The sequence below is a fragment of the Cylindrospermopsis sp. CR12 genome, from assembly GCF_001432185.1.
Taxonomy (GTDB): domain Bacteria; phylum Cyanobacteriota; class Cyanobacteriia; order Cyanobacteriales; family Nostocaceae; genus Raphidiopsis; species Raphidiopsis raciborskii.
In genome coordinates, this window is the sequence record NZ_LMVE01000121.1 from 1 (window position 1) to 19,323 (window position 19,323).

A 19,323-nucleotide genomic window follows, 5' to 3' on the forward strand; every position below is an offset into this window, starting at 1 on the left:
GAATAGAAATTGGTAAGGAAATTGGTAAGGAAATTGGCAAGGAAATTGGTAAGGAAATTGGTAAGGAAATTGGTAAGGAAATTGGCAAGGAAATTGGCACATTAGAAAAAGCTCATGATTATGTGAAACTGGTGTTGAAAACCCGATTGGGTGACATACCAGAGACAATTGCCAAAGGGGTGGACACAATATCAGTATTACCAATTTTGGATGAGCTACTAAAGTTGGCAATCAAAGTTGATTGTTTTGAAGATTTTCACCAATCCTTATTAAAATTATCTCCCAAAAAGTTTGAGTCAAATGAGTCGGATAAAAGCTAATTATAATAAGCCATGGAAAGAAGCACTAACCCAATATTAGGAGGTAGAAATGTTGAATGTAGTTAAAAAAAATTACACATTGAGTTATTTTCGTTTAAAAACTTGTTTAATTGGCAAATCTCTGACCCTATCTTTGTTTTTAATGAGCAGTTTAATTAGTCCCACTTTAGCGGGAATTAAAAAGGCTGAGATTGTGGATAGTCCTACTATTAAAGATGATAGGGTTACCATTAAAATCAAAGTGTTAGGAGAAGAAAGTAGACCAGTGATGGGTTTAGAGAGAAATAATTTTGAGTTAAAACTGGATGGCAAAAAATTCAAATTTAAACCCAAGGACTGGAAAAGTCCAGAAGAAACAGTACCGCCCCCAGCGTGGATTATTGTTTTACTAGATTTTAGTGGTAGCATGAATCAAACGGATAGCGGTGGTAGTAAGAAAATCACAGGTGCAATTAATGCAATTGGGCAATTTGCTAAAGTTTCTAGTGAGAGGGGAGGAGATACGCAAATCTCCATAGTTCCCTTTGGTGAAGCAGGGAAAAATTGTCCAGAATACCCTGTATATAAGGATACATTGGACAAATTTATATCAGCTAGTGATTTTAAACTGCAAAATAGTTTGGAATATTTATCTACTTTGAATCCTTGTGGATCTACCAATTTATATCAACCTTTAAAGAAGTCCTTGCAGTTTTTAGGTAATCCAGAAGATCCACGTTTTACCCTACCAGAAAATTCGTCAGATCCCCAACCAAGACTATCAATCATCCTGTTATCTGATGGCTATCACAATGCTATGAATGAATATCGAGATTTTAGTGAGTTAAAATCCCTGTTGAAAGATTATGAAAATATTACTGTACACACTTTAGGATATGGATTAACACCAGAACAATTGGGAGTAAAATATGGACTCAACCGTCCAGCTACCCGTCAAGATGTTAATGCAAATAAGGTTCCTGAAGCAGAATTTGTCGATAAAACAAGATTGGCAGAAATTGCTAATTTGACCGGTGGAATTGCAGAGTTTTCTGGAGATGAGAAAGCAATAGCAGAGAATTTACAATTGTTTCTCAACGCTCTATTAGGAGAATACCAAATTAGCTATATCCAACCCAATGCAGAACGAGGAACTTTACATAAAGTCCAGGTACGAGTCAAGGATGAAAACAGTCAAGGTGAGTCAAAGTTGGTAGAATATATCATGCCTGTATTTGGGCGATCGCTCCCTTTGGCAAATCGTTTATTTATGGTTATATCCATACTGTTCGTTGTAATAGTTGGGGGAATAATTCCCTTTTACTACTGGGGAGAATATCTCAAACGTGAGGTACAAGCGAATTAGTGCTAGTTTGGTTGTTTTTCCTAACTGCCAATATAGTCCTTACAACCAATAGCTGCTTCGGTACTAGCTGTGTAAGGATTAACCGTGCATTTGAGACGATAATTGTTGGTAAAGAACTGACAATTAGGACAGGGGATCTGGTGCATTTTTTGGGCAATTTGTACAGTATCCTTAGTTGCAGTCCACAAATTTACTACCAATAGGGTAATTATACTCCATGCCATCACAAAGCAGATAGGGATTAATAATGGTTGTAGATTGTTAATTATGTGAATCAGAACAGAAAAGAAATTTAACATGGTAAAAATTCAAGTAAGGTAGGTTTTAAGAATGAATCAGTTAGCGATACCCTGTCTACTATTTCGCAGTGGAACATCCCGTGGACCATTTTTTTTGTCTGGAGATCTACCTGATGACCATACCACCCGGGACAAAATAATTTTGGCAACTATGGGTTCACCAGATGAAAGACAAATAGATGGTATAGGGGGTGCAACAACATTAACTAGTAAGGTTGTGATTTTCTCTCCATCTCATCACGATTGGGCAGATATAGATTTTCTTTTTGGACAGGTTAGCATTAATCAGAATTTGATTGACTGGAGCCCATCCTGTGGTAACATGACCGCCGCAGTTGCTCATGCTGCTATTAAAAGAGGTTTGGTCTCAGCGTTAGATCCCATAACCAAGGTGAAAATTCGCAACTTAAACACCAATTCATTAGTTGAAACTGTAGTACAAACTCCCCAATCTGAAATTATGTATGATGGTAACACGTCTATTGACGGAGTACCAGGAGCAGCAGCACCAGTTGTGATGAATTTTATGGAGGTTGTGGGATCTAAAACCGGTCAGTTGTTACCAACGGGCCATTGTCGGGAAGAAATCGAGGGAATTGAGGTTACCTGTATGGATGCGGCCATACCTATGGTGATTACAAGAGATCAGGATCTCGGTAAGACTGGGTATGAAACTAAGGCAGAATTAGATGCTGATAAACAATTTTTGGCTAAAATAGAAACGATACGTCGTATTGCTGGAGAAAGAATGGGCTTGGGTGATGTAACCAATCGCGTAATTCCTAAACTGTCCATCATTGCTCCCCCGCGTCAAGGAGGAACCATTACATCTCGCTATTTTGTACCTGATGTTTGTCATACCGCTCATGCGGTAACTGGTGCAATTTGTATTGGCTGCTGTAGTCTCCTGAAAGATTCTGTTGCTGATGGGATCGCCAATTCAACAAATTCTGGCAACGAAATTGTGATTGTTGAGCATCCCTCCGGACAAATTCAGATTTCTTTGATTACAAGTGGTAATGGTTCTCTAATGAAGGTAGAAAGTGCGGGTATTATCCGAACTGTAAGACTGCTTTTTGAGGGAAATGTTTATGTATCAACTCGCCGAATTTAGAGTGATTCAGAGGTTAAATCATGTCCAATGAAAATGATCCTATGCAACTCAAGCGCGAGCTAAGTTGGCTAAGCGCTGCTATTATGGGACTAGCTTCAGTAGTTGGTGCAGGGATTTTTGTGAGTATTGGTGTTGTAGCAGAAATTTCTGGTTCTACAGCGATCGCTGCTTTAGTAGTAGCAGGAATATTAGGAGCTTGTAATAGTGTTAATCTAGCTCAACTGGCTGTTAGCCATCCGGTTAGTGGTGGTATTTATGAATATGGTTATAAATACTTAACTCCTTGGTTAGGTTTTACAGGAGGTTGGATCTATCTTCTAAGTAAAACTGCTGTAGCCGCCACAGCGGCTTTGGGATTTTCTGGTTATCTTTTAAACAATATTGGTCTTGCTGATGCAGGTATTTTAATCCCCGTAGCGGAAATAGCTGTAGTTATTATTACGTTGATTGTGTTTGGTGGTATGCGCAGTTCCCAGATATCAACGATTGTAGTGGTCTTAATCACTATGGCTTCTTTACTGGGTTTAATTACTGCAGGTCTATTCTTCTGCTTTTCCCATGGTTGGGGAAAATTAACATTTTCGGGAATAAACTCTTATCAGGGAGCAACTAGTTTCTTGCAATCGGTAGCTCTGATGTTTGTTTCTTATAATGGTGCTGCTCGGATTTCTATGGTCAGCGAAGAAATTGTTGACCCTAAAAAAAGTATACCAAGGGCAATTATTTTCACCGTGGTGACAACAATGGTTCTGTACATTGGTGTTTCACTGGTTAGTTTAGGTTCCATTGGGGCAGAATCATTTGCTGCTGCGACAAGAACAAACGCTGCTCCATTAAAGGCTGTAGCTGATAGTTTTGGTATTCCTTTAGTCTCTAACCTATTGGCTTTAGGTGCAATTACTTCCATGTTAAGTATATTGCTAACAACTGTTTTAGGCGTTTCTCGATTACTTTTAGCCATGGGAAGAAGGGGAGATATGCCTAAATTGTTTGCCAAACTGAACACTGCAGGAACAACACCAGAATTTGCCGTTATCTTTGTGGGTATTGCAATTGCGGTTTTAGTATTAATTGGTGATGTAAGGGTAACATGGTCTTTTGGCACTTTTGGTGCACTATACCGCAGTTTTATTACCAGTTTGTCAGCATTACAAATTGGGGATCAAGAAAGATTATATCCAAAGTGGATATCTTGGTTTTCTTTGTGCAGTTCAGTAGTGTTAGCCTTCTGTATTGAATGGTATTATTGGACAATTGGTTTAGGATTAGTCATTGTGGGATTAATCTGGCGTTTTATATTCCGTCAGCTTTATACCTCGGAGAATATTCAGTTAATAACCAAGGACTAATATCACATAACACCTCCCCCATGGCCCAGTGCTAGACCAGTAACTAGCATTCCCAAAACTAGAAACGGTTGAGCACTGGCCTGGTATTTCACATCATTACCGATAGGATCTCTTAGGAAATACATATCCTGGAAAGTAATTTGGGGAATGATTAATAATGCCAAAATTGCCGCATATAGATTTTCATGAATGCTGACTAGATAACCTGCTACTAAACCTTGGAATACATCTATCATCACCACACAAATTAGAGCCGCAGTTTGAATGCCAAACATCACCGGTAATGAATTTAAACCTAACTGGCGATCGCCTTCCACACTTTTAAAGTCATTGACAATAGCAATCCCCAAACCAGCCAAACTGTAAAATAGGGTAAGAACCACAATTTTCCAATTTAATTCACCAAATAAAGCATGACCCGCCCACCAAGGTAAGGCAATATAACTAGCACCTAAAGCATAGTTACCCAACCAACCATTTTGTTTTAATTTTAATGGAGGAGCTGAATAAATATAGGCAACGAAAGAGCCAAAAAGCGACAGCATCAAAACATTAGGGAATGTGTGACCCGCCCATATATCTAAAATATAAGCAACTCCATAGCCCAATAATAATAAAATTACAAACTGACTAACTACTTGTTTTTCAGAAATTGCTCCGGAAGGAATTGGGCGGTAAGGTTCATTGATAGCATCTATTTCTCGGTCATAATAATCATTAATGGTTTGGGTGTAACCAGTTAGTAAGGGACCTGAAAGTAACATACAAAGTGCTGCTTTCAAAACATTTTCTAAGCTCCAGCTGTAGTTACCAGAAGAAGCTGCACCACAGACCACGCCCCAAATTAAGGGAATCCAGGTAATAGGTTTCATCAACTGTAACCGAATTTTCCAGATGGATGTTTCTCCGGATGCTGCACCTTTCATTCCTAAAAGTTGACGAGTTTTAGATGTGCGTTCTCCTGAATTTTCTGTATCTATGGATTCTTGATTTATGGATTCCACTGTTGGGGGCTGAGAATTGTGATTTATAGGGGCGGATTCAGACATAAGACCTACTTAATCTTTTTAAAAAGAAATAATCAAATAACTATTTTGAAACTTAGCTCCGGTAATGGGTTTACCACTAAGTGCTGGGGGTAAAAAGATATTGCGGCGATGGTCTCCTGCTTCTATCGTCACCTCCGGACCAGATTGAGTTAGTTTCACCTGTTTTTTGTCAAATCCTGGTAAAAACAGTCGTACCTGTTTATTATGTACGTCTATTTCTATCGGCTTAGGAGCCTTAGCTGCATGTTCAACAAAGTTTGGTAAAGCATCAATCATTGGTTGCCAGTTTCCCGAGCATATATCGGGAACCATACTAACGGGTAAGGGAGCAAACTCTGTGGATAAATTATTGCTTGTATCGGCAGATAAGAGAATTATTCCCCCAACAGTTAAACCAACTTGTTGGGCAGTCCCCCAAAGATAACGGGCATTGGCTACATCAATAGAGTCTGCTGTTGTCACTAAAAAGCCACAGACACGAGTAGGATCAGCTAAGGCTGCTTTCCCCTGATCAAGAAAGTTATTGATTTGGTTAGCTGGCTGAGCAAAATTTTCAGCAGTCCAATTCACATTAAACAGGCTAGTAATTACCGGTTGAATCAGGGGTGACTCAGAAATTGCCCTACCTAAATCAGAATTGGCTAACAACTGACGAAAACGTCGAATATACCAGCTAAGAGATTCAGGCATTCCCAGCATCCTCAAGGTAAAAATATCGCCAGTACCATCATAGATAATTACGTCATATTTACCACTGGCATCATATTCACGAATAGCATTGAGCGCTAGAGCATTGTCCATACCTGGCAATACTACCAATTCCTGTCCGTACACGTCTTGAATAATGGGCGTACGTAGATATTGTGCCTCTAGCTTTTTTACCTCTTCCCAATTTCGCTCTAGCATAACAGAGACCTGAAACTGCACTGCTTCTAAATTAGGAGCAATTTGTTCAGGATCTGCAGATAGACTAGTTCCTAATAAAATCGGTAGTGTGGGATCCGCTAGTCCTGCTAGAAGTACCCGTTTTCCCTGACTTGCCAAAAACCGGGCCGCAGCGATCGCTATTTTGCTGCGACCAATACCGTTTTTACCTAAAAATGTTAGTATCAATGCCATCGCGTAATTTCCAAATACTGTCAACTCCAGTTTAACACTAACTAGGGAATTTTAGCTTATGCTTTGAAGTATATTTAAGAGACTGGTTTGAGTTCATCCTCAAAAAACCAAGTGCTGCTCTTATCCTCAAATTTAACTACAAAACCCACGCCATTACCATCGGTTATTTTATAATCCTCGATGACACCAACCTTGCCTAATTTTTCAGCTATAGCAGAGGATACGCGATCGCGCAAACGAAACACTTTTACTTCCTGTCCAACTTTCATAGGTGACACTCCAATAGTCCAGACTTCATTTTACCCGAATCTAGTACCTTATTTACAGACAGCATTTTCGTGAAAATTTTTAGAGGTTCCAGAAGGCAATAATTGGGTGGGTGGAATTAAATATAAGATGAACGTAGCTTGTTGGGTTGAAGTATGAAACCCAATAGAATGGTAAGGATATCAATCGGGTTTCAGACATATTTGGAAAAACTGGCAATGGTGTTCAGAACGCCTACCCAACTGTGTCAATCACCATTCCCAACTGCCTTGTATTGTCGCAGTCATGCTTTTTTCACCCATTTCAAAGACAATTTTAGTATTCTTGTGTTGATACATTGCCTCCATAGATGCTTTCCACTGACCATGATCTAAGTCAGTGTAAAGTTCTCCATTCTCAGCTTTAGCGCTGATAGTAAACTGATGGGTTTTTTTGTGGCGAGGGTCAGTAATGTCCTCATGATTGTTGAACAAGTCTTTGGCTGTCATAGATTTAACCTTTTCTCTGGTATTAATAAAACCATAATATATCAAATACTTAATTCTTGAACTAAAATATGAACCAGAAAAATCAAGCACCTACAAATGATCCAGAAAATGCTGGTTGGTTAATATTTCAACAATCTATGTAAGATTTGCTGCAAGACTACAACAGTCCAATCAATATCCGCTACTGTGGTTTCTTTCCCTATCGTTAATCTAATTCCCCCTAAAGCCAATCTCCCACCGTAACCCATAGCCACTAACACTGGACTGGGAGTTAATTTGCCGCTATTACAAGCTGCACCCGCACTAATACCAATACCAGCTAAATTTAACTGACGTACTAGAGTCTTACCACTGATTCTTTCTCCGTCTGCGTAGTCTATACAAAAACTAACATGGTGTGGCAATCTTTCCACCATGTCCCCCGTGGGAATTAAACCCGGAGTATGTGCTAACTTACTAAATAGGCGATCGCGCAACTGAATTAATCGTGGTCTTTCCATTTCCAGTTCTTGACCTGCCAATTTTGCAGCTACCCCAAAACCTGCTATAGCTGGTAGTGCTTGTGTACCAGAGCGGAGATTATTCTCTTGACCTCCTCCACCTAGTAGGGGTATTAACTGCACCCCTGGACGAACATATAAAGCACCTGCACCCAAGGGACCATAAATTTTATGACTAGATAAGCTTAATAGATCTACTGGTAGACTATTGACATCTAATGGTAATCTTCCGCCAACTTGTACGGCATCAGTATGAAATAAAACATTGTTTGACTTAGTTATTTTAGCCAGGTCTAGTATGGGTTGTACCGTACCCACTTCACTTTGTCCATAAATGATAGATACTAGAACAGTGTTATCCCTAAAAGCTAACTTTAGATCTTCCGGATTGACCCTAGCTTTTCTATCCACTTGTAAACGGGTAATCTGCCAACCCCAACTTTCCAGCATGCTTATGGGTGCGGAAATTGCCGAGTGTTCTACACTGGAAATAATGATATGTTGAGGTTGGTGATAATATTGTGCCACGCCCATAATTGCTAAATTGTCTGATTCAGTTCCCCCCGAAGTAAAAATGATAGATTCTGGAACAGCATTGATTAACCCTGCTACTTGTATTCTGGCAGTTTCCAAAATTAATGCTGCACGATTACCCCATTGGTGCAAGCTGGAGGGGTTACCCCATTGTTCTTTTAGCACTGATTCCATTATGGCAATGGCTTCTGGGCGGGTTGGAGTAGTTGCACTGTAATCTAAATAAATTTGCATAGCATTAGCATTAATAGTGGGGGGAAAGGTGGCCAGAAGTGCTGCGTTGTCTTATAATAACATATTGTATAACAGTGTTGCTTGTTTTTAAAAATGGCTTTAGGAATGTTTTTAAAAATTTTATCAGCTGACTATGTGCATACCATCTAAGTTGAAAAATTCGTTTTATATCCTCTTATTTTTTTCCACCATCAGTGGTTGTCAAAAAATACCATCCTCCCGTCAGCTTTTACCACCCCTACCCCAGGATCCATTGATTCAAGTTTACTTCAATCATGCCCAATCTTCAGAATATCAAGAAAGCTACCGTTTGCAAACCCGTTTAGGGGATGATTTAGAAAAACAAATCATCCATAGCATTTTACAAGCAAAATCCACCATAGATGTAGCTGTGCAGGAATTAAGATTACCAAAAATTGCCCAAGCATTAATAGAAAAACAACGAGCTGGTGTGGAAATTAGGTTAATCTTAGAAAACCAGTATTCTCTTCCTTGGCAAGATCTAAACTCTAGGATGGTGCAAAACTTACCTTGGAGAGAGAAGAACAAACAGCAAACCTTGAGATCCCTTATAGATATTAATAAGGACGGGAAAATTACCTCTGAAGAAATTAAACAACGAGATGCCATAGCCATGATTCAAAATAGCCAAATTCCTTGGATAGATGATACTGCTGATGGTTCTAAAGGTAGTGGTTTAATGCACCATAAGTTTATGGTTATAGATAGTAAATTGGTAATTATTAGTTCTGCCAATTTCACCCCTAGTGATACTTTTGGAGATGTGAATAATCTCCAGAGTTTAGGGAATGCTAATAACTTAGTGAAAATTGACAGTCCAGAATTGGCCAATTTATTCACCCAAGAATTTAACATTATGTGGGGCGATGGACCAGGAGGTAAATTAGATAGTAAATTCGGACTACAAAAACCTCAACGTCCGTGGCAAAAGATTACCGCAGGTAATAGCCAAATAACCGTAAAGTTTTCCCCTCTTTCCCGTACCCAAATCTGGAGTAAGTCTACTAATGGATTAATTGGTAAAACTCTCAATATGGCAGTGGAAAATATAGATATGGCATTATTTGTTTTTTCTGACCAAAAAATTGCCAACATCTTGGAAAATCGCCATAATCAAAATGTTAAGATCCGAGCTTTAATAGATGCTCAATTTGCTCACCGCTACTACAGTGAAGCTTTAGATATGATGGGTATATCTATTAGTGATAACTGTAAATATGAAAAGGATAATCGCCCCTGGCAAAATCCTATTACCACAGTAGGAGTACCCAGTTTATTACCAGGAGACGTACTACACCACAAGTTTGCGGTTATTGACCACCAAATTGTAATTACTGGTTCTCATAACTGGTCAGAAGCTGCAAATCATAATAATGATGAAAGTTTAATTATTGTGGAAAATCCCACGGTAGCAGCACATTTTCAAAGGGAATTCCATCGTCTTTACCAAACTATTAAGCTAGAATTACCTTCCACAATCAAAGCTAAAATAGACCAGGAAATACAAGAATGTTTGCCAGTAGAAACACAAGGTAAAAATCTTTAACAAAAAAAATCTCTATCTTGTTGATAAAGATAGAGATGGAGTTTATTGAATAGATTATTGAATTATGAACATCTTACAGAGCATTACCACGTGGCAATACTTCCTCTGGGAAGACAAACTGTTCATGAGGTTGGTCTTGAGGCGCCATCCAAGCTCGGATACCCTCGTTTAATAAAATGTTCTTGGTATAGAATGTTTCAAACTCTGGGTCTTCTGCTGCCCGTAATTCTTGGGATACGAAGTCATAAGCTCGCAGGTTTAATGCTAAACCTACAATCCCTACAGCACTCATCCACAATCCGGTAACGGGTACAAACAACATGAAGAAGTGTAACCAGCGCTTGTTGGAAAAAGCAATCCCGAAAATCTGTGACCAGAAACGGTTTGCTGTCACCATGGAGTAGGTTTCTTCTGATTGGGTAGGATTGAATGCGGGGAAGGTGTTGGAACCTTCGCCATCTTCAAATAGGGTGTTTTCTACTGTTGCACCATGGATAGCACATAGTAAAGCTCCACCTAAGATTCCTGCTACACCCATCATGTGGAAGGGGTTTAAGGTCCAGTTGTGGAAACCTTGGAGGAATAATAGGAACCGGAATATGGCTGCTACGCCAAAACTAGGTGCAAAGAACCAGCTGGATTGTCCCAAGGGGTACATCAAGAAAACGCTGACAAATACGGCAATCGGACCGGAAAATGCCAGAGCATTATAAGGACGAATACCTACTAGTCTAGCAATTTCAAATTGACGCAACATGAAGCCAATTAGTCCAAAGGCACCATGTAAAGCAACAAAGGGCCACAAACCACCTAGTTGACACCAGCGGGTAAAATCACCTTGAGCTTCTGGACCCCATAGAAATAATAGGGAGTGTCCCATACTGTCTGCAGGGGTGGATACTGCTACTGTCAAGAAGTTAGCTCCTTCTAAGTAGGAGGAGGCTAAACCATGGGTATACCAAGATGTAACGAAAGTAGTACCGGTTAACCAACCGCCTAATGCTAGGAAGGCACAGGGGAATAGTAATACTCCTGACCAACCTACAAATACAAAGCGATCGCGCTTCAACCAGTCATCTAATACGTCAAACCACCCTCTGGAAGGGGCGCGTCCAACTGCAATAGTCATGGAAAATCTCCGTATTTTATAATTACGATTCTAGAAAGCCCGTAGAAGCGTGCAGATAGTTATCATACAACCTTCCCCAAGCAGACTTTTAACTGAGCTGTCCAGTTTACAATTTTTTACTGTCTGTAAATTATCATAAGTGCAAATCTCTAATTTTTCTAGGGGTAATAAGTTTTTTTTAGTTTTTTTTAATTTTTTTTAATTTTCCTTAATTTTTTTTAATTTTTCCCCTGACAGAAGAGCGGTAGGATGGCTCTGAACAGGTTAGAATAGTTCCTACGATCAGTCAAATTTAATTATTTGTAAATGTTTACTATCGACATAAGCATTAGAAACACCGCCTTCTCTATGTCAGTACAGCGTAAATCAGCGGAAGATGCTGAAGCTGTTTACCAACTGATTTTGGCGGCTATGGGATCTGGCAGTCCCGCTATTGTGGAACTTAAGTGTGAGGGCAAAACTGAAAAGAAAATTGCTGTCCTAGCCAGTGAAATTTCGGGAGTACAAATCCTCCAAAAGGATGGTGTTGCTAGTAGTAGTGGTAAGCTTCCCGGGTTTGCCGCCTTTACCGTTAAGGAGGAAACTCAGGTATAAGATGACATCATCAGGCATCGAAGTTGAACATTTAAACTTCTTTTGGCCTAATGGAGAGCAGGCAATTAAATCTTGCTCTCTTACTGTCCCTAAAGGTGAATTTTGGATGCTTTTAGGGACTAATGGTAGTGGGAAGTCAACTCTTTTGAGGTTAATTGCCGGTCTATTAGTTCCACAATCCGGTAGGATTGACATTTTATCTCCTCTGGGTTTTGTCTTCCAAAATCCCGATCACCAGTTAGTTATGCCTACTGTGGGAGCTGATGTGGCTTTTGGACTGGTTCCGGAAAAACTTTCTACTTCTATGGTTAAGGCCAGAGTAGAGGAGGCTTTGCAAGCTGTTAATTTGCTATCTGTGCAACGCAGACCTATTTATGCCCTTTCTGGTGGACAGAAACAGCGTGTGGCTATTGCTGGAGCGATCGCTCGTCACTGTGAAGTTTTATTATTGGATGAACCCACCGCTTTATTAGACCCTGATAGTCAATTAGAGTTGGTGACGACTGTGCGTCAATTAGTCAAAACTCGGTCTATTGCCGCTCTGTGGGTTACCCATAGACTAGAGGAGTTAAATTATTGTGATGGTGCTTTTTTATTGGAGCAGGGGGTTTTAGTAGCAGCTGGGGATCCGGAACTCCTGAAACAGCGGTTAACCGGATCCCAATGAAAGCAGATTTTTTTGTTCTCTGTAGCATGGTGTAATCAGCATTGCTTCAATTCTTCAATTACTATGAATCTTATGGATGATTTTTGTCTATTTTAGTAATTGTGATTAGAAACCATGCCCCCTTCTACTATTCCATCCATTCTACTGGTGGATGGCTACAACATTATAGGCTCATGGCCTTGTCTCAAAAAAACCCGTGATGATTCTAGTATGGAAGCAGCTCGCGACCATTTGGTGGAACTAATCACCAACTACAGCGCGTTTGAAGGATATGAGTCTCATATAGTTTTTGACGCCCATTATCAGAACACCCCTAGCAATAGGGAAATGATTACTGATTTCCTCACTGTCCACTATACAGAGTTTGGACAAACTGCTGATACTTATATCGAAAAGGTTTGTGCGGGTCTACGTCACCAAGTTGCACAATGTTTAGTTTCTCGCGTAATTGTAGCCACTTCAGACCGGGCTCAACAGTTAGTAGTTCAAGGCTATGGTGCGGAGTGGTTATCAGCCAGACAATTATGTAACCAGGTAGAAGCAAAGGTTTGTCAGATGCGTAATCAACACCAATCACAAAAAAAATCTAAGGGTAGATTTTTATCCCATTCTATAAATGATGAAGCTAGACAAAAGTTAATTCGTCTAAGAATGGGTCTCTAGGCCTGGTTGGTGGTCCAAAAACAAAATTGGCAAATCAATGAAAAAATTCTCGCCGAGGTACTTGACATTGTCTGAATGTTGGTTTAATATTATTAAAGATGATGAGTTTTCCTCAGTAGCTCAGCGGTAGAGCGATCGACTGTTAATCGATTGGTCGCTGGTTCGAATCCGGCCTGGGGAGTTATTCCTGGTTTTCTGTATACCAATGGTGGAGGTTCTGTACCTGCACCCTACGGGAAACCCGTCGATATTTCTTGCTTTCTAGTTTTGGCTCGTAGTGATTCTCACCCTGACCTTTAGTCTTTAATTTTAGGGTGGACTCAGGGTCAGACTGCTGTTGACAAATGGTTTGGTAGGCGATCGCCTCTTGCAAAAATTCCAGGTAGTATTCATATCTTTCCCAATCATTGTTGACTATACAACCTGGTTCGTCTCGATGTAAACAATCACTAAATCGACAACTCCCCTTCTCTAAGAATTTTCTACCTTCGGGAAAATAGTAGATTAACTCTTCTGGAGCAAAACCTAAATCTGGTTGATTAAACCCTGGTGTGTCTGCTAGTAAACCACCATTGGGTAACTCAAACAATTCTACGTGACGAGTGGTATGACGACCACGGGCCAACTTACCAGAAACCTTTCCCACCCTCAAGTTTCCCTGGGGAATTAATTGGTTAATCAAACTGGACTTCCCCACACCAGAAGGACCAGCAATTACCGTGATTTTATTTTTTAAATATTCCCTAGCTTCCTCAATATTCATACCCTCTTGGACGCTCAAAAAAATTGGCTTGTATCCCCAACTCTCTAAGCGATCGCTAATTGCTCTTCTTTCATCCTCTTTGATTAAGTCACATTTATTTAAACATAACCGAAGATCTATACCTGTAGACTCGCCCTTAATTAAAAATCTACTTAACTGCACAGGTTCCAAAGGAGGATCCGCAAGTGCAAAAACTAAGAGAATTTGATTTACATTGGCGATCGCTGGTCTATCCAATTCAGTTTTTCGTGGTAAAACATCAGCGATCGCACCTCTTCCCCCCATCCAGTCAGGTTCTTCCACCAGTACCTGATCTCCCACCATTACCTGCTGACCAATTTTCTTCAATCTGGTTCTGCGAGTGCACAGGAGAGTGGGAATTAGTCCCCCCTGTAACTGCACACGGTAAAAATTGGCCTGCACAGCCAACACCGTACCCACCAATTCTTGATTGGTAGCAATCCTATCTCCTGTCATAATCTCATAAAGTTTAATGATATCATCAGACTAGGGGACGACGTACTAATAAGGAAAAATACTCAGATTTGTCAGTAATATTTTCTACATGAAACCCAGCCATGGTCAGGCTGTCGGGAACCTGCTCAATTGGTTCACCCGGATCCAGCCAAACCTCGAGTAAACTGCCATCAGACATTTGTTCTAGGCACAACTTCGTCCGTACAAAATTAATAGGACAAGGGGTTCCACGTAAATCTAATTGGTCATCAGGGGTAGACAAGCTCATGTTCACACCTCATGCTTTAAATAGATTACCTAAGAAACCTTCCAAACCACCCTTACCGGTGCGGTCTCCCTTAATCTTAGCCAATTTTTCCAGTAGTTCTCGTTCCTCGGGAGTGACCTTGGTAGGAATATCAATTAACACTGTCAGCAGATGATCCCCTCGACTTACCGCATTACCCAACCGAGGTACTCCCCGATTTTCAAGTTTCATCACTGTGTTGGGTTGAGTCCCTGGGGGGATAGTTAACTCCACCGGACCATCCACAGTATTCACATCTATTCGACAACCCAAAATTGCCTGTAGATAGCTAATTTTCAACTCCGAAAGAATGTTAATTCCATCCCGTTGAAACTCCTCATCATCATTAACAAACAGATAAACATATAAGTCCCCTGCTGGACCACCCCGCTGACCAGAATCTCCTTCTTGAGAAATGCGCAGACGGGTTCCGTTATCCACACCTGCGGGAATTGTCACTTTCAGCTTCTTAGTTACCTGCTTCATTCCCTTACCATCACAGGACTCACACTTATCTTCTATAACTGAGCCTGTTCCATTACAAGTAGGACAAGTAGAAACTTGAGTAAAACTGCCAAAGGGTGTCCTAGTCACGCGGCGCACCTGACCAGATCCGCTACATGTACTACAGGTGCGGGGACGGGTTCCTGGTTTGGCCCCTGTTCCACCACACACCTCACAGCTCTCCTGATGGGCAATACGAATTTCCTTTTCCCCACCAAACACTGCTTCCCGAAATTCCAACTTCAGGTCTAATCGGAGATCATCACCACGAACCGGTCCACCCCGTCGCCTTTGCTGTTGAGCAGGTCCCCCCATTCCCCCAGCAAAACCACTAAAAATGCTTTCAAATATGTCGGCAAATCCCCCAGCATCCCCCATGTCCTGGAATCCAGCAGCACCCGATACTCCAGCTTCCCCAAATCGGTTATAGCGCTCTCGCGTGTCCGCTTCTGATAAAACCTCATAAGCACGATTAATCTCTTTGAACTTTTCTTCCGCCCCCGGTTCTTTATTCACATCTGGGTGATACTTCCGGGCTTGACGGCGATAAGCTTGTTTAATTTGTTCTTTGTCGGCATCACGGGAGACACCTAGGATTTCATAATAGTCGCGGGCCATATACTACGGTTAAGAGTAAGAACTAAGAGAGCAAAATTGGAATTCAGACGGACAATAGTTAATTTTTGTTAATGAACTTATTACACCTTAACCATAACCTATAATCGGTCTTTCGCGAAAGTTATTGATAGGTGCAACATTGAATCTTCCATATTATAATTGTGCTACCTACCGTGACAAAAACCAGCCCACCTCTTACAGGAAGTAACCGTACCAGTAGGTGTGGAAATCCGTCACCTGTTCCCCCGGAGATAGGTGGTAATCTCCGGGTTGACTTACTATATCTAATCTTGATCTGACTGGTCTTTTTCTTCCGTAACTGTATCTTCTATGGCAGCAGCTACCTTCACCATGGCATGACGTAGCACGCGATCGCCTAAAAAATAGCCACGAACCAACTCTTCTAAAACAGTTCCTTCTGGATGCTCGCTTGTCTGTTCTCGCATAACTGCTTCATGGAGATTTGGGTCAAATTCCTGACCTTCAGGACGCATGGGTGACACTCCCATTTTTTTCAAGGAATCTACCAACTGTTTATAAACTCCTTGATAACTCTTATGTATTGTCATCTCGCCATCATCTTGTGGTTTAAGGTGTGCCCTTGCTCGCTCAAAGTTATCCACCACAGGTAACAACTCCATAATTGTATTTCTTTTCACCTGTGTTTCTGTGTCTTCTTTTTCTTTGGAGATCCGTCTGCGATAGTTGTCAAAATCTGCTGCAATTCGCATGTACTGAGAACTACGTTCCTCAAGTTGAACCTTTAGAGACTGATTTTGTTGAGTCAGTTGAGTAATTAGATCCCTATTTACTACTTCTTCCACTGTAGGGACACCATTTTCCTCGCTTACAGTGGATTGTTCCGACAAATTGACATCCGCAGGTTGATGGTCACTCACGGTGCTGTCAGATTCTTGAGAATTGATCCCGGTTGGGTACTCGCTTGTCATTGCTTTACCTCTATTGGTTCTTCCAATCACTAAATAATATGGTTTACTTAATTCACCTAAAAATCGGACAAAAATCCCAAGTCGCGACGACACGATAATTTTGCCCGTTTTGACTATTTGTATATTTTGCGGGGGGAGTCTGTTCAACCACCACCACTTGGACATTATACAATTGCTATTTAGATATGGCAATGTGTTTTAAGCAAAGATAGAGGATAAGAAGAATAATAATAATATGGATGTAAAAACTACACTGTTACAAGTATAGTATATAATGTTTCTAAAGTAGGATCCTTTATTTCGGTAAAAAAGCTAAAAATAGTAAAAATATAAACTAGTATACCTTACCATGACTTACTCAGTTAAAAAACGTTTAGACAAAACTAGTGCTAGTCAAACTAACACTCTTCCCGTACTGAACAACTTAGTAAACAAACTAGTTAAATCTGGTCATATTCATAGGGAACAGATGAAACTGGCCGTGATGGAAAGTCTTGAATCTGGGAAAGTATTAACAGATGTTTTACAATCTATAGCCAGAGGGAAGTTAGATCCCCAGTTAATCAGAGAATGTAAAAAACAGCATTTATTTGAATTAAAAATACTATATGGTGTAGAATATATAGACCCAGAAGTCAGTCAAATGAACTGGAATATTATCAGAGAATTGACCGAGAGTTTAATACCAATAGATATTTGTCGTAGTTATGGATTATTACCATTAGGAAAGGAAGAAAATCAGAATCCACCCCAGGTGTTAGTAGCAATGGTTGAGCCAGATAATTTAGCAGCATGTGATTACCTTAATAGGATATTACAACCGCCAAACTGGCAGTTTAAACGTCTAGTAATTGCCGCAGAAGATTACGAAATATTAATTAATCAATACACAGATGAAGTAATCAAAGAAGCAAGAGAAAAAGAGCAAACTCAATTCACAGATATTAGCCAAGACCTAGAAAGTTTAAGTCTTGAGGTTATGGAGCAGAGACTAGAAGAAGGAGATCTAGATTTGACAGTAGCCATGAGAGAAGCTCAAGATGAGCCAATTATTAATCTTGTGAATAAAATTCTCTTTTTAGCCCTGCGAGATAGTGCTTCAGATATTCACGTTGAACCTCAAGAAGAATATTTACGAATTCGGTTTCGCAACGATGGGGTACTGCGGGAATCGGAATCTATTCCCCCCATTCCCAAACATATTATTCCTGCAGTTACCGCGCGAATTAAAATTATCTCCAATCTAGATATCGCCGAAAAAAGATTGCCCCAAGATGGCAGAATTCGCAGAGTATTTGATGGTAGAAAGGTAGATATCCGAGTCAGCACCTTACCCAACCGCTACGGAGAAAAAATCTGTCTGAGGATTTTAGACAATTCCTCCACTAAATTACCCCTAGATCAGATAATTACTGATCCCCATACTTTGCAGGTATTTAAAAATATTATTCATAAACCCCTAGGTTTAATTTTAGTTACAGGTCCAACCGGTTCTGGAAAAACTACCTCCTTATATTCTGCTCTAGCAGAATTAAATGATCCGGGAATTAATATTAGTACAGTTGAAGATCCCGTAGAATACAGTTTACCGGGACTGACTCAAGTACAGGTAATCAGAGAAAAGGGATTAGACTTTACCACAGTTCTGCGAGCTTTTCTGCGACAAGACCCAGACGTGTTATTGGTGGGAGAAACACGAGATGGGGAAACTGCGAAAACTGCAATTGAAGCAGCACTAACCGGACATCTAGTATTCACTACCTTGCATACTATAGATGCTGCAGGAGCGATCGCCCGCTTGCTAGAAATGGGTATTGAACCATTTATGATTTCTAGTTCTCTAATTGGTGTATTAGCCCAGAGGTTAGTGCGTAGACTGTGTCCCACATGTCGAATTCCCTATACTCCTACAGTTCAAGAACTAGGGAGATATGGTTTATCCCTAGCGCAAGAAGGCAATGTCATTTTCTATAAAGCTAATACCATATCATCAGAACTAATAGGAAAAAGCCCAAATAAAATCAAAATTTGTCCTAACTGTTATGGTACTGGCTACAAAGGGCGTTGTGGAGTGTATGAAGTTATGACAATTACGCAAAAAATACAAAGTTTAATTAATCAAGAAGCTGACACAGCCAAAATTAAAGAAGCAGCTTTAGAAGAGGGAATGATAACCCTATTGGGTTATAGTCTCAATCTAGTTCGTCAAGGTATAACGACCTTAGAAGAAGTGGAGCGGGTGGTATATACAGATAGGGAATTAAAAGTCTCACGACAGAATAGTCTCACATGTCAATGTTGTGATGCTACCCTAAAACCAGAGTGGTTAGATTGTCCTTATTGTTTGACCCCCAGATTAATTAATTAAGAAATCTCCTATTATACATTAGAGCTGTTGGGAAATAAAAGCATATTTCCGGATGACAGAACTTCCCCCATCCCGATTGAATTTATGCTGCATCTAAGCATCTAAATAGAAGTTCCATA

19 protein-coding genes, 1 tRNA gene and 1 pseudogene are annotated in these 19,323 nt (G+C 40.3%); 10 read left to right on the forward strand and 11 right to left on the reverse strand.

Annotated elements, in window-relative coordinates:
* Window positions 1-320, forward strand: a pseudogene (locus ASL19_RS13725) (hypothetical protein); the annotation flags it as partial.
* Window positions 321-369: 49 nt separating this feature from the next.
* Window positions 370-1,665 (forward strand): vWA domain-containing protein, encoded by a 1,296-nt coding sequence (locus tag ASL19_RS13730; RefSeq protein ID WP_057178768.1) that lies wholly within the window; start codon window positions 370-372, stop codon window positions 1,663-1,665.
* A 20-nt stretch (window positions 1,666-1,685) separates the two neighbouring features.
* Here ASL19_RS13730 and ASL19_RS13735 read toward each other — a convergent pair whose 3' ends face one another.
* Window positions 1,686-1,964 carry a hypothetical protein gene (locus tag ASL19_RS13735; protein WP_057178769.1) on the reverse strand — a complete coding sequence of 93 codons (279 nt, stop codon included), beginning with the start codon at window positions 1,962-1,964 and terminating at the stop codon, window positions 1,686-1,688.
* Window positions 1,965-1,995: 31 nt separating this feature from the next.
* Here ASL19_RS13735 and ASL19_RS13740 point away from each other — a divergent pair, with 31 nt between their 5' ends.
* On the forward strand, window positions 1,996-3,078 hold the full coding sequence (locus ASL19_RS13740; protein WP_057178770.1) for a 4-oxalomesaconate tautomerase: 1,083 nt from the start codon (window positions 1,996-1,998) through the stop codon (window positions 3,076-3,078).
* A gap of 20 nt (window positions 3,079-3,098) precedes the next feature.
* A complete protein-coding gene (locus ASL19_RS13745; RefSeq protein ID WP_057178771.1) occupies window positions 3,099-4,427 on the forward strand; it encodes an APC family permease in 1,329 nt (442 codons plus the stop codon).
* A 2-nt stretch (window positions 4,428-4,429) separates the two neighbouring features.
* On the opposite strand, the gene chlG is transcribed toward ASL19_RS13745, so the two are convergent.
* The 5 genes from chlG to ASL19_RS13770 form a co-directional block, all read right to left on the reverse strand.
* On the reverse strand, window positions 4,430-5,476 hold the full coding sequence (gene chlG / locus ASL19_RS13750) for a chlorophyll synthase ChlG (RefSeq protein ID WP_057178772.1): 1,047 nt from the start codon (window positions 5,474-5,476) through the stop codon (window positions 4,430-4,432).
* An 18-nt stretch (window positions 5,477-5,494) separates the two neighbouring features.
* Window positions 5,495-6,595 carry an ArsA family ATPase gene (locus tag ASL19_RS13755; RefSeq protein ID WP_057178773.1) on the reverse strand — a complete coding sequence of 367 codons (1,101 nt, stop codon included), beginning with the start codon at window positions 6,593-6,595 and terminating at the stop codon, window positions 5,495-5,497.
* A gap of 74 nt (window positions 6,596-6,669) precedes the next feature.
* The gene (locus tag ASL19_RS13760; RefSeq protein ID WP_006276269.1) at window positions 6,670-6,864 is read right to left on the reverse strand and encodes a DUF2862 domain-containing protein; all 195 of its coding nucleotides are present in this window, start codon (window positions 6,862-6,864) and stop codon (window positions 6,670-6,672) included.
* A gap of 249 nt (window positions 6,865-7,113) precedes the next feature.
* A complete protein-coding gene (locus ASL19_RS13765; protein ID WP_100068143.1) occupies window positions 7,114-7,350 on the reverse strand; it encodes a hypothetical protein in 237 nt (78 codons plus the stop codon).
* 119 nt (window positions 7,351-7,469) lie between these two features.
* Window positions 7,470-8,618 (reverse strand): cysteine desulfurase family protein, encoded by a 1,149-nt coding sequence (locus ASL19_RS13770; protein WP_057178775.1) that lies wholly within the window; start codon window positions 8,616-8,618, stop codon window positions 7,470-7,472.
* Window positions 8,619-8,751: 133 nt separating this feature from the next.
* Here ASL19_RS13770 and ASL19_RS13775 point away from each other — a divergent pair, with 133 nt between their 5' ends.
* On the forward strand, window positions 8,752-10,185 hold the full coding sequence (locus tag ASL19_RS13775) for a phospholipase D-like domain-containing protein (RefSeq protein WP_057178776.1): 1,434 nt from the start codon (window positions 8,752-8,754) through the stop codon (window positions 10,183-10,185).
* A gap of 73 nt (window positions 10,186-10,258) precedes the next feature.
* On the opposite strand, the gene psbD is transcribed toward ASL19_RS13775, so the two are convergent.
* Window positions 10,259-11,314, reverse strand: coding sequence for a photosystem II D2 protein (photosystem q(a) protein) (gene psbD / locus ASL19_RS13780; RefSeq protein ID WP_006276274.1), 1,056 nt, complete (start codon window positions 11,312-11,314; stop codon window positions 10,259-10,261).
* A gap of 306 nt (window positions 11,315-11,620) precedes the next feature.
* Here psbD and ASL19_RS13785 point away from each other — a divergent pair, with 306 nt between their 5' ends.
* From ASL19_RS13785 to ASL19_RS13800, 4 genes are all read left to right on the forward strand, one after another.
* Window positions 11,621-11,908 (forward strand): hypothetical protein, encoded by a 288-nt coding sequence (locus tag ASL19_RS13785; RefSeq protein WP_057178777.1) that lies wholly within the window; start codon window positions 11,621-11,623, stop codon window positions 11,906-11,908.
* Between the two features lies 1 nt (window position 11,909).
* A complete protein-coding gene (locus tag ASL19_RS13790; RefSeq protein ID WP_057178778.1) occupies window positions 11,910-12,575 on the forward strand; it encodes an energy-coupling factor ABC transporter ATP-binding protein in 666 nt (221 codons plus the stop codon).
* 114 nt (window positions 12,576-12,689) lie between these two features.
* On the forward strand, window positions 12,690-13,238 hold the full coding sequence (locus tag ASL19_RS13795) for an NYN domain-containing protein (protein ID WP_006276277.1): 549 nt from the start codon (window positions 12,690-12,692) through the stop codon (window positions 13,236-13,238).
* A gap of 109 nt (window positions 13,239-13,347) precedes the next feature.
* Window positions 13,348-13,419 (forward strand) — tRNA-Asn (locus ASL19_RS13800).
* Here ASL19_RS13800 and rsgA read toward each other — a convergent pair.
* The 4 genes from rsgA to grpE all read right to left on the reverse strand — a co-directional run bounded on the left by rsgA (window position 13,420) and on the right by grpE (window position 16,866).
* Window positions 13,420-14,478, reverse strand: coding sequence for a small ribosomal subunit biogenesis GTPase RsgA (gene rsgA / locus ASL19_RS13805; protein ID WP_006276278.1), 1,059 nt, complete (start codon window positions 14,476-14,478; stop codon window positions 13,420-13,422).
* A 25-nt stretch (window positions 14,479-14,503) separates the two neighbouring features.
* The gene (locus ASL19_RS13810) at window positions 14,504-14,746 is read right to left on the reverse strand and encodes a sulfurtransferase TusA family protein (protein WP_057178779.1); all 243 of its coding nucleotides are present in this window, start codon (window positions 14,744-14,746) and stop codon (window positions 14,504-14,506) included.
* Between the two features lie 9 nt (window positions 14,747-14,755).
* Window positions 14,756-15,886, reverse strand: coding sequence for a molecular chaperone DnaJ (gene dnaJ, locus ASL19_RS13815; protein WP_006276280.1), 1,131 nt, complete (start codon window positions 15,884-15,886; stop codon window positions 14,756-14,758).
* Window positions 15,887-16,170: 284 nt separating this feature from the next.
* Window positions 16,171-16,866, reverse strand: a complete 696-nt coding sequence (gene grpE, locus ASL19_RS13820; protein WP_369806407.1) for a nucleotide exchange factor GrpE — start codon at window positions 16,864-16,866, stop codon at window positions 16,171-16,173.
* A gap of 319 nt (window positions 16,867-17,185) precedes the next feature.
* Here grpE and ASL19_RS13825 point away from each other — a divergent pair, with 319 nt between their 5' ends.
* On the forward strand, window positions 17,186-19,204 hold the full coding sequence (locus ASL19_RS13825) for a GspE/PulE family protein (RefSeq protein WP_057178780.1): 2,019 nt from the start codon (window positions 17,186-17,188) through the stop codon (window positions 19,202-19,204).
* Window positions 19,205-19,323: the final 119 nt, after the last annotated feature.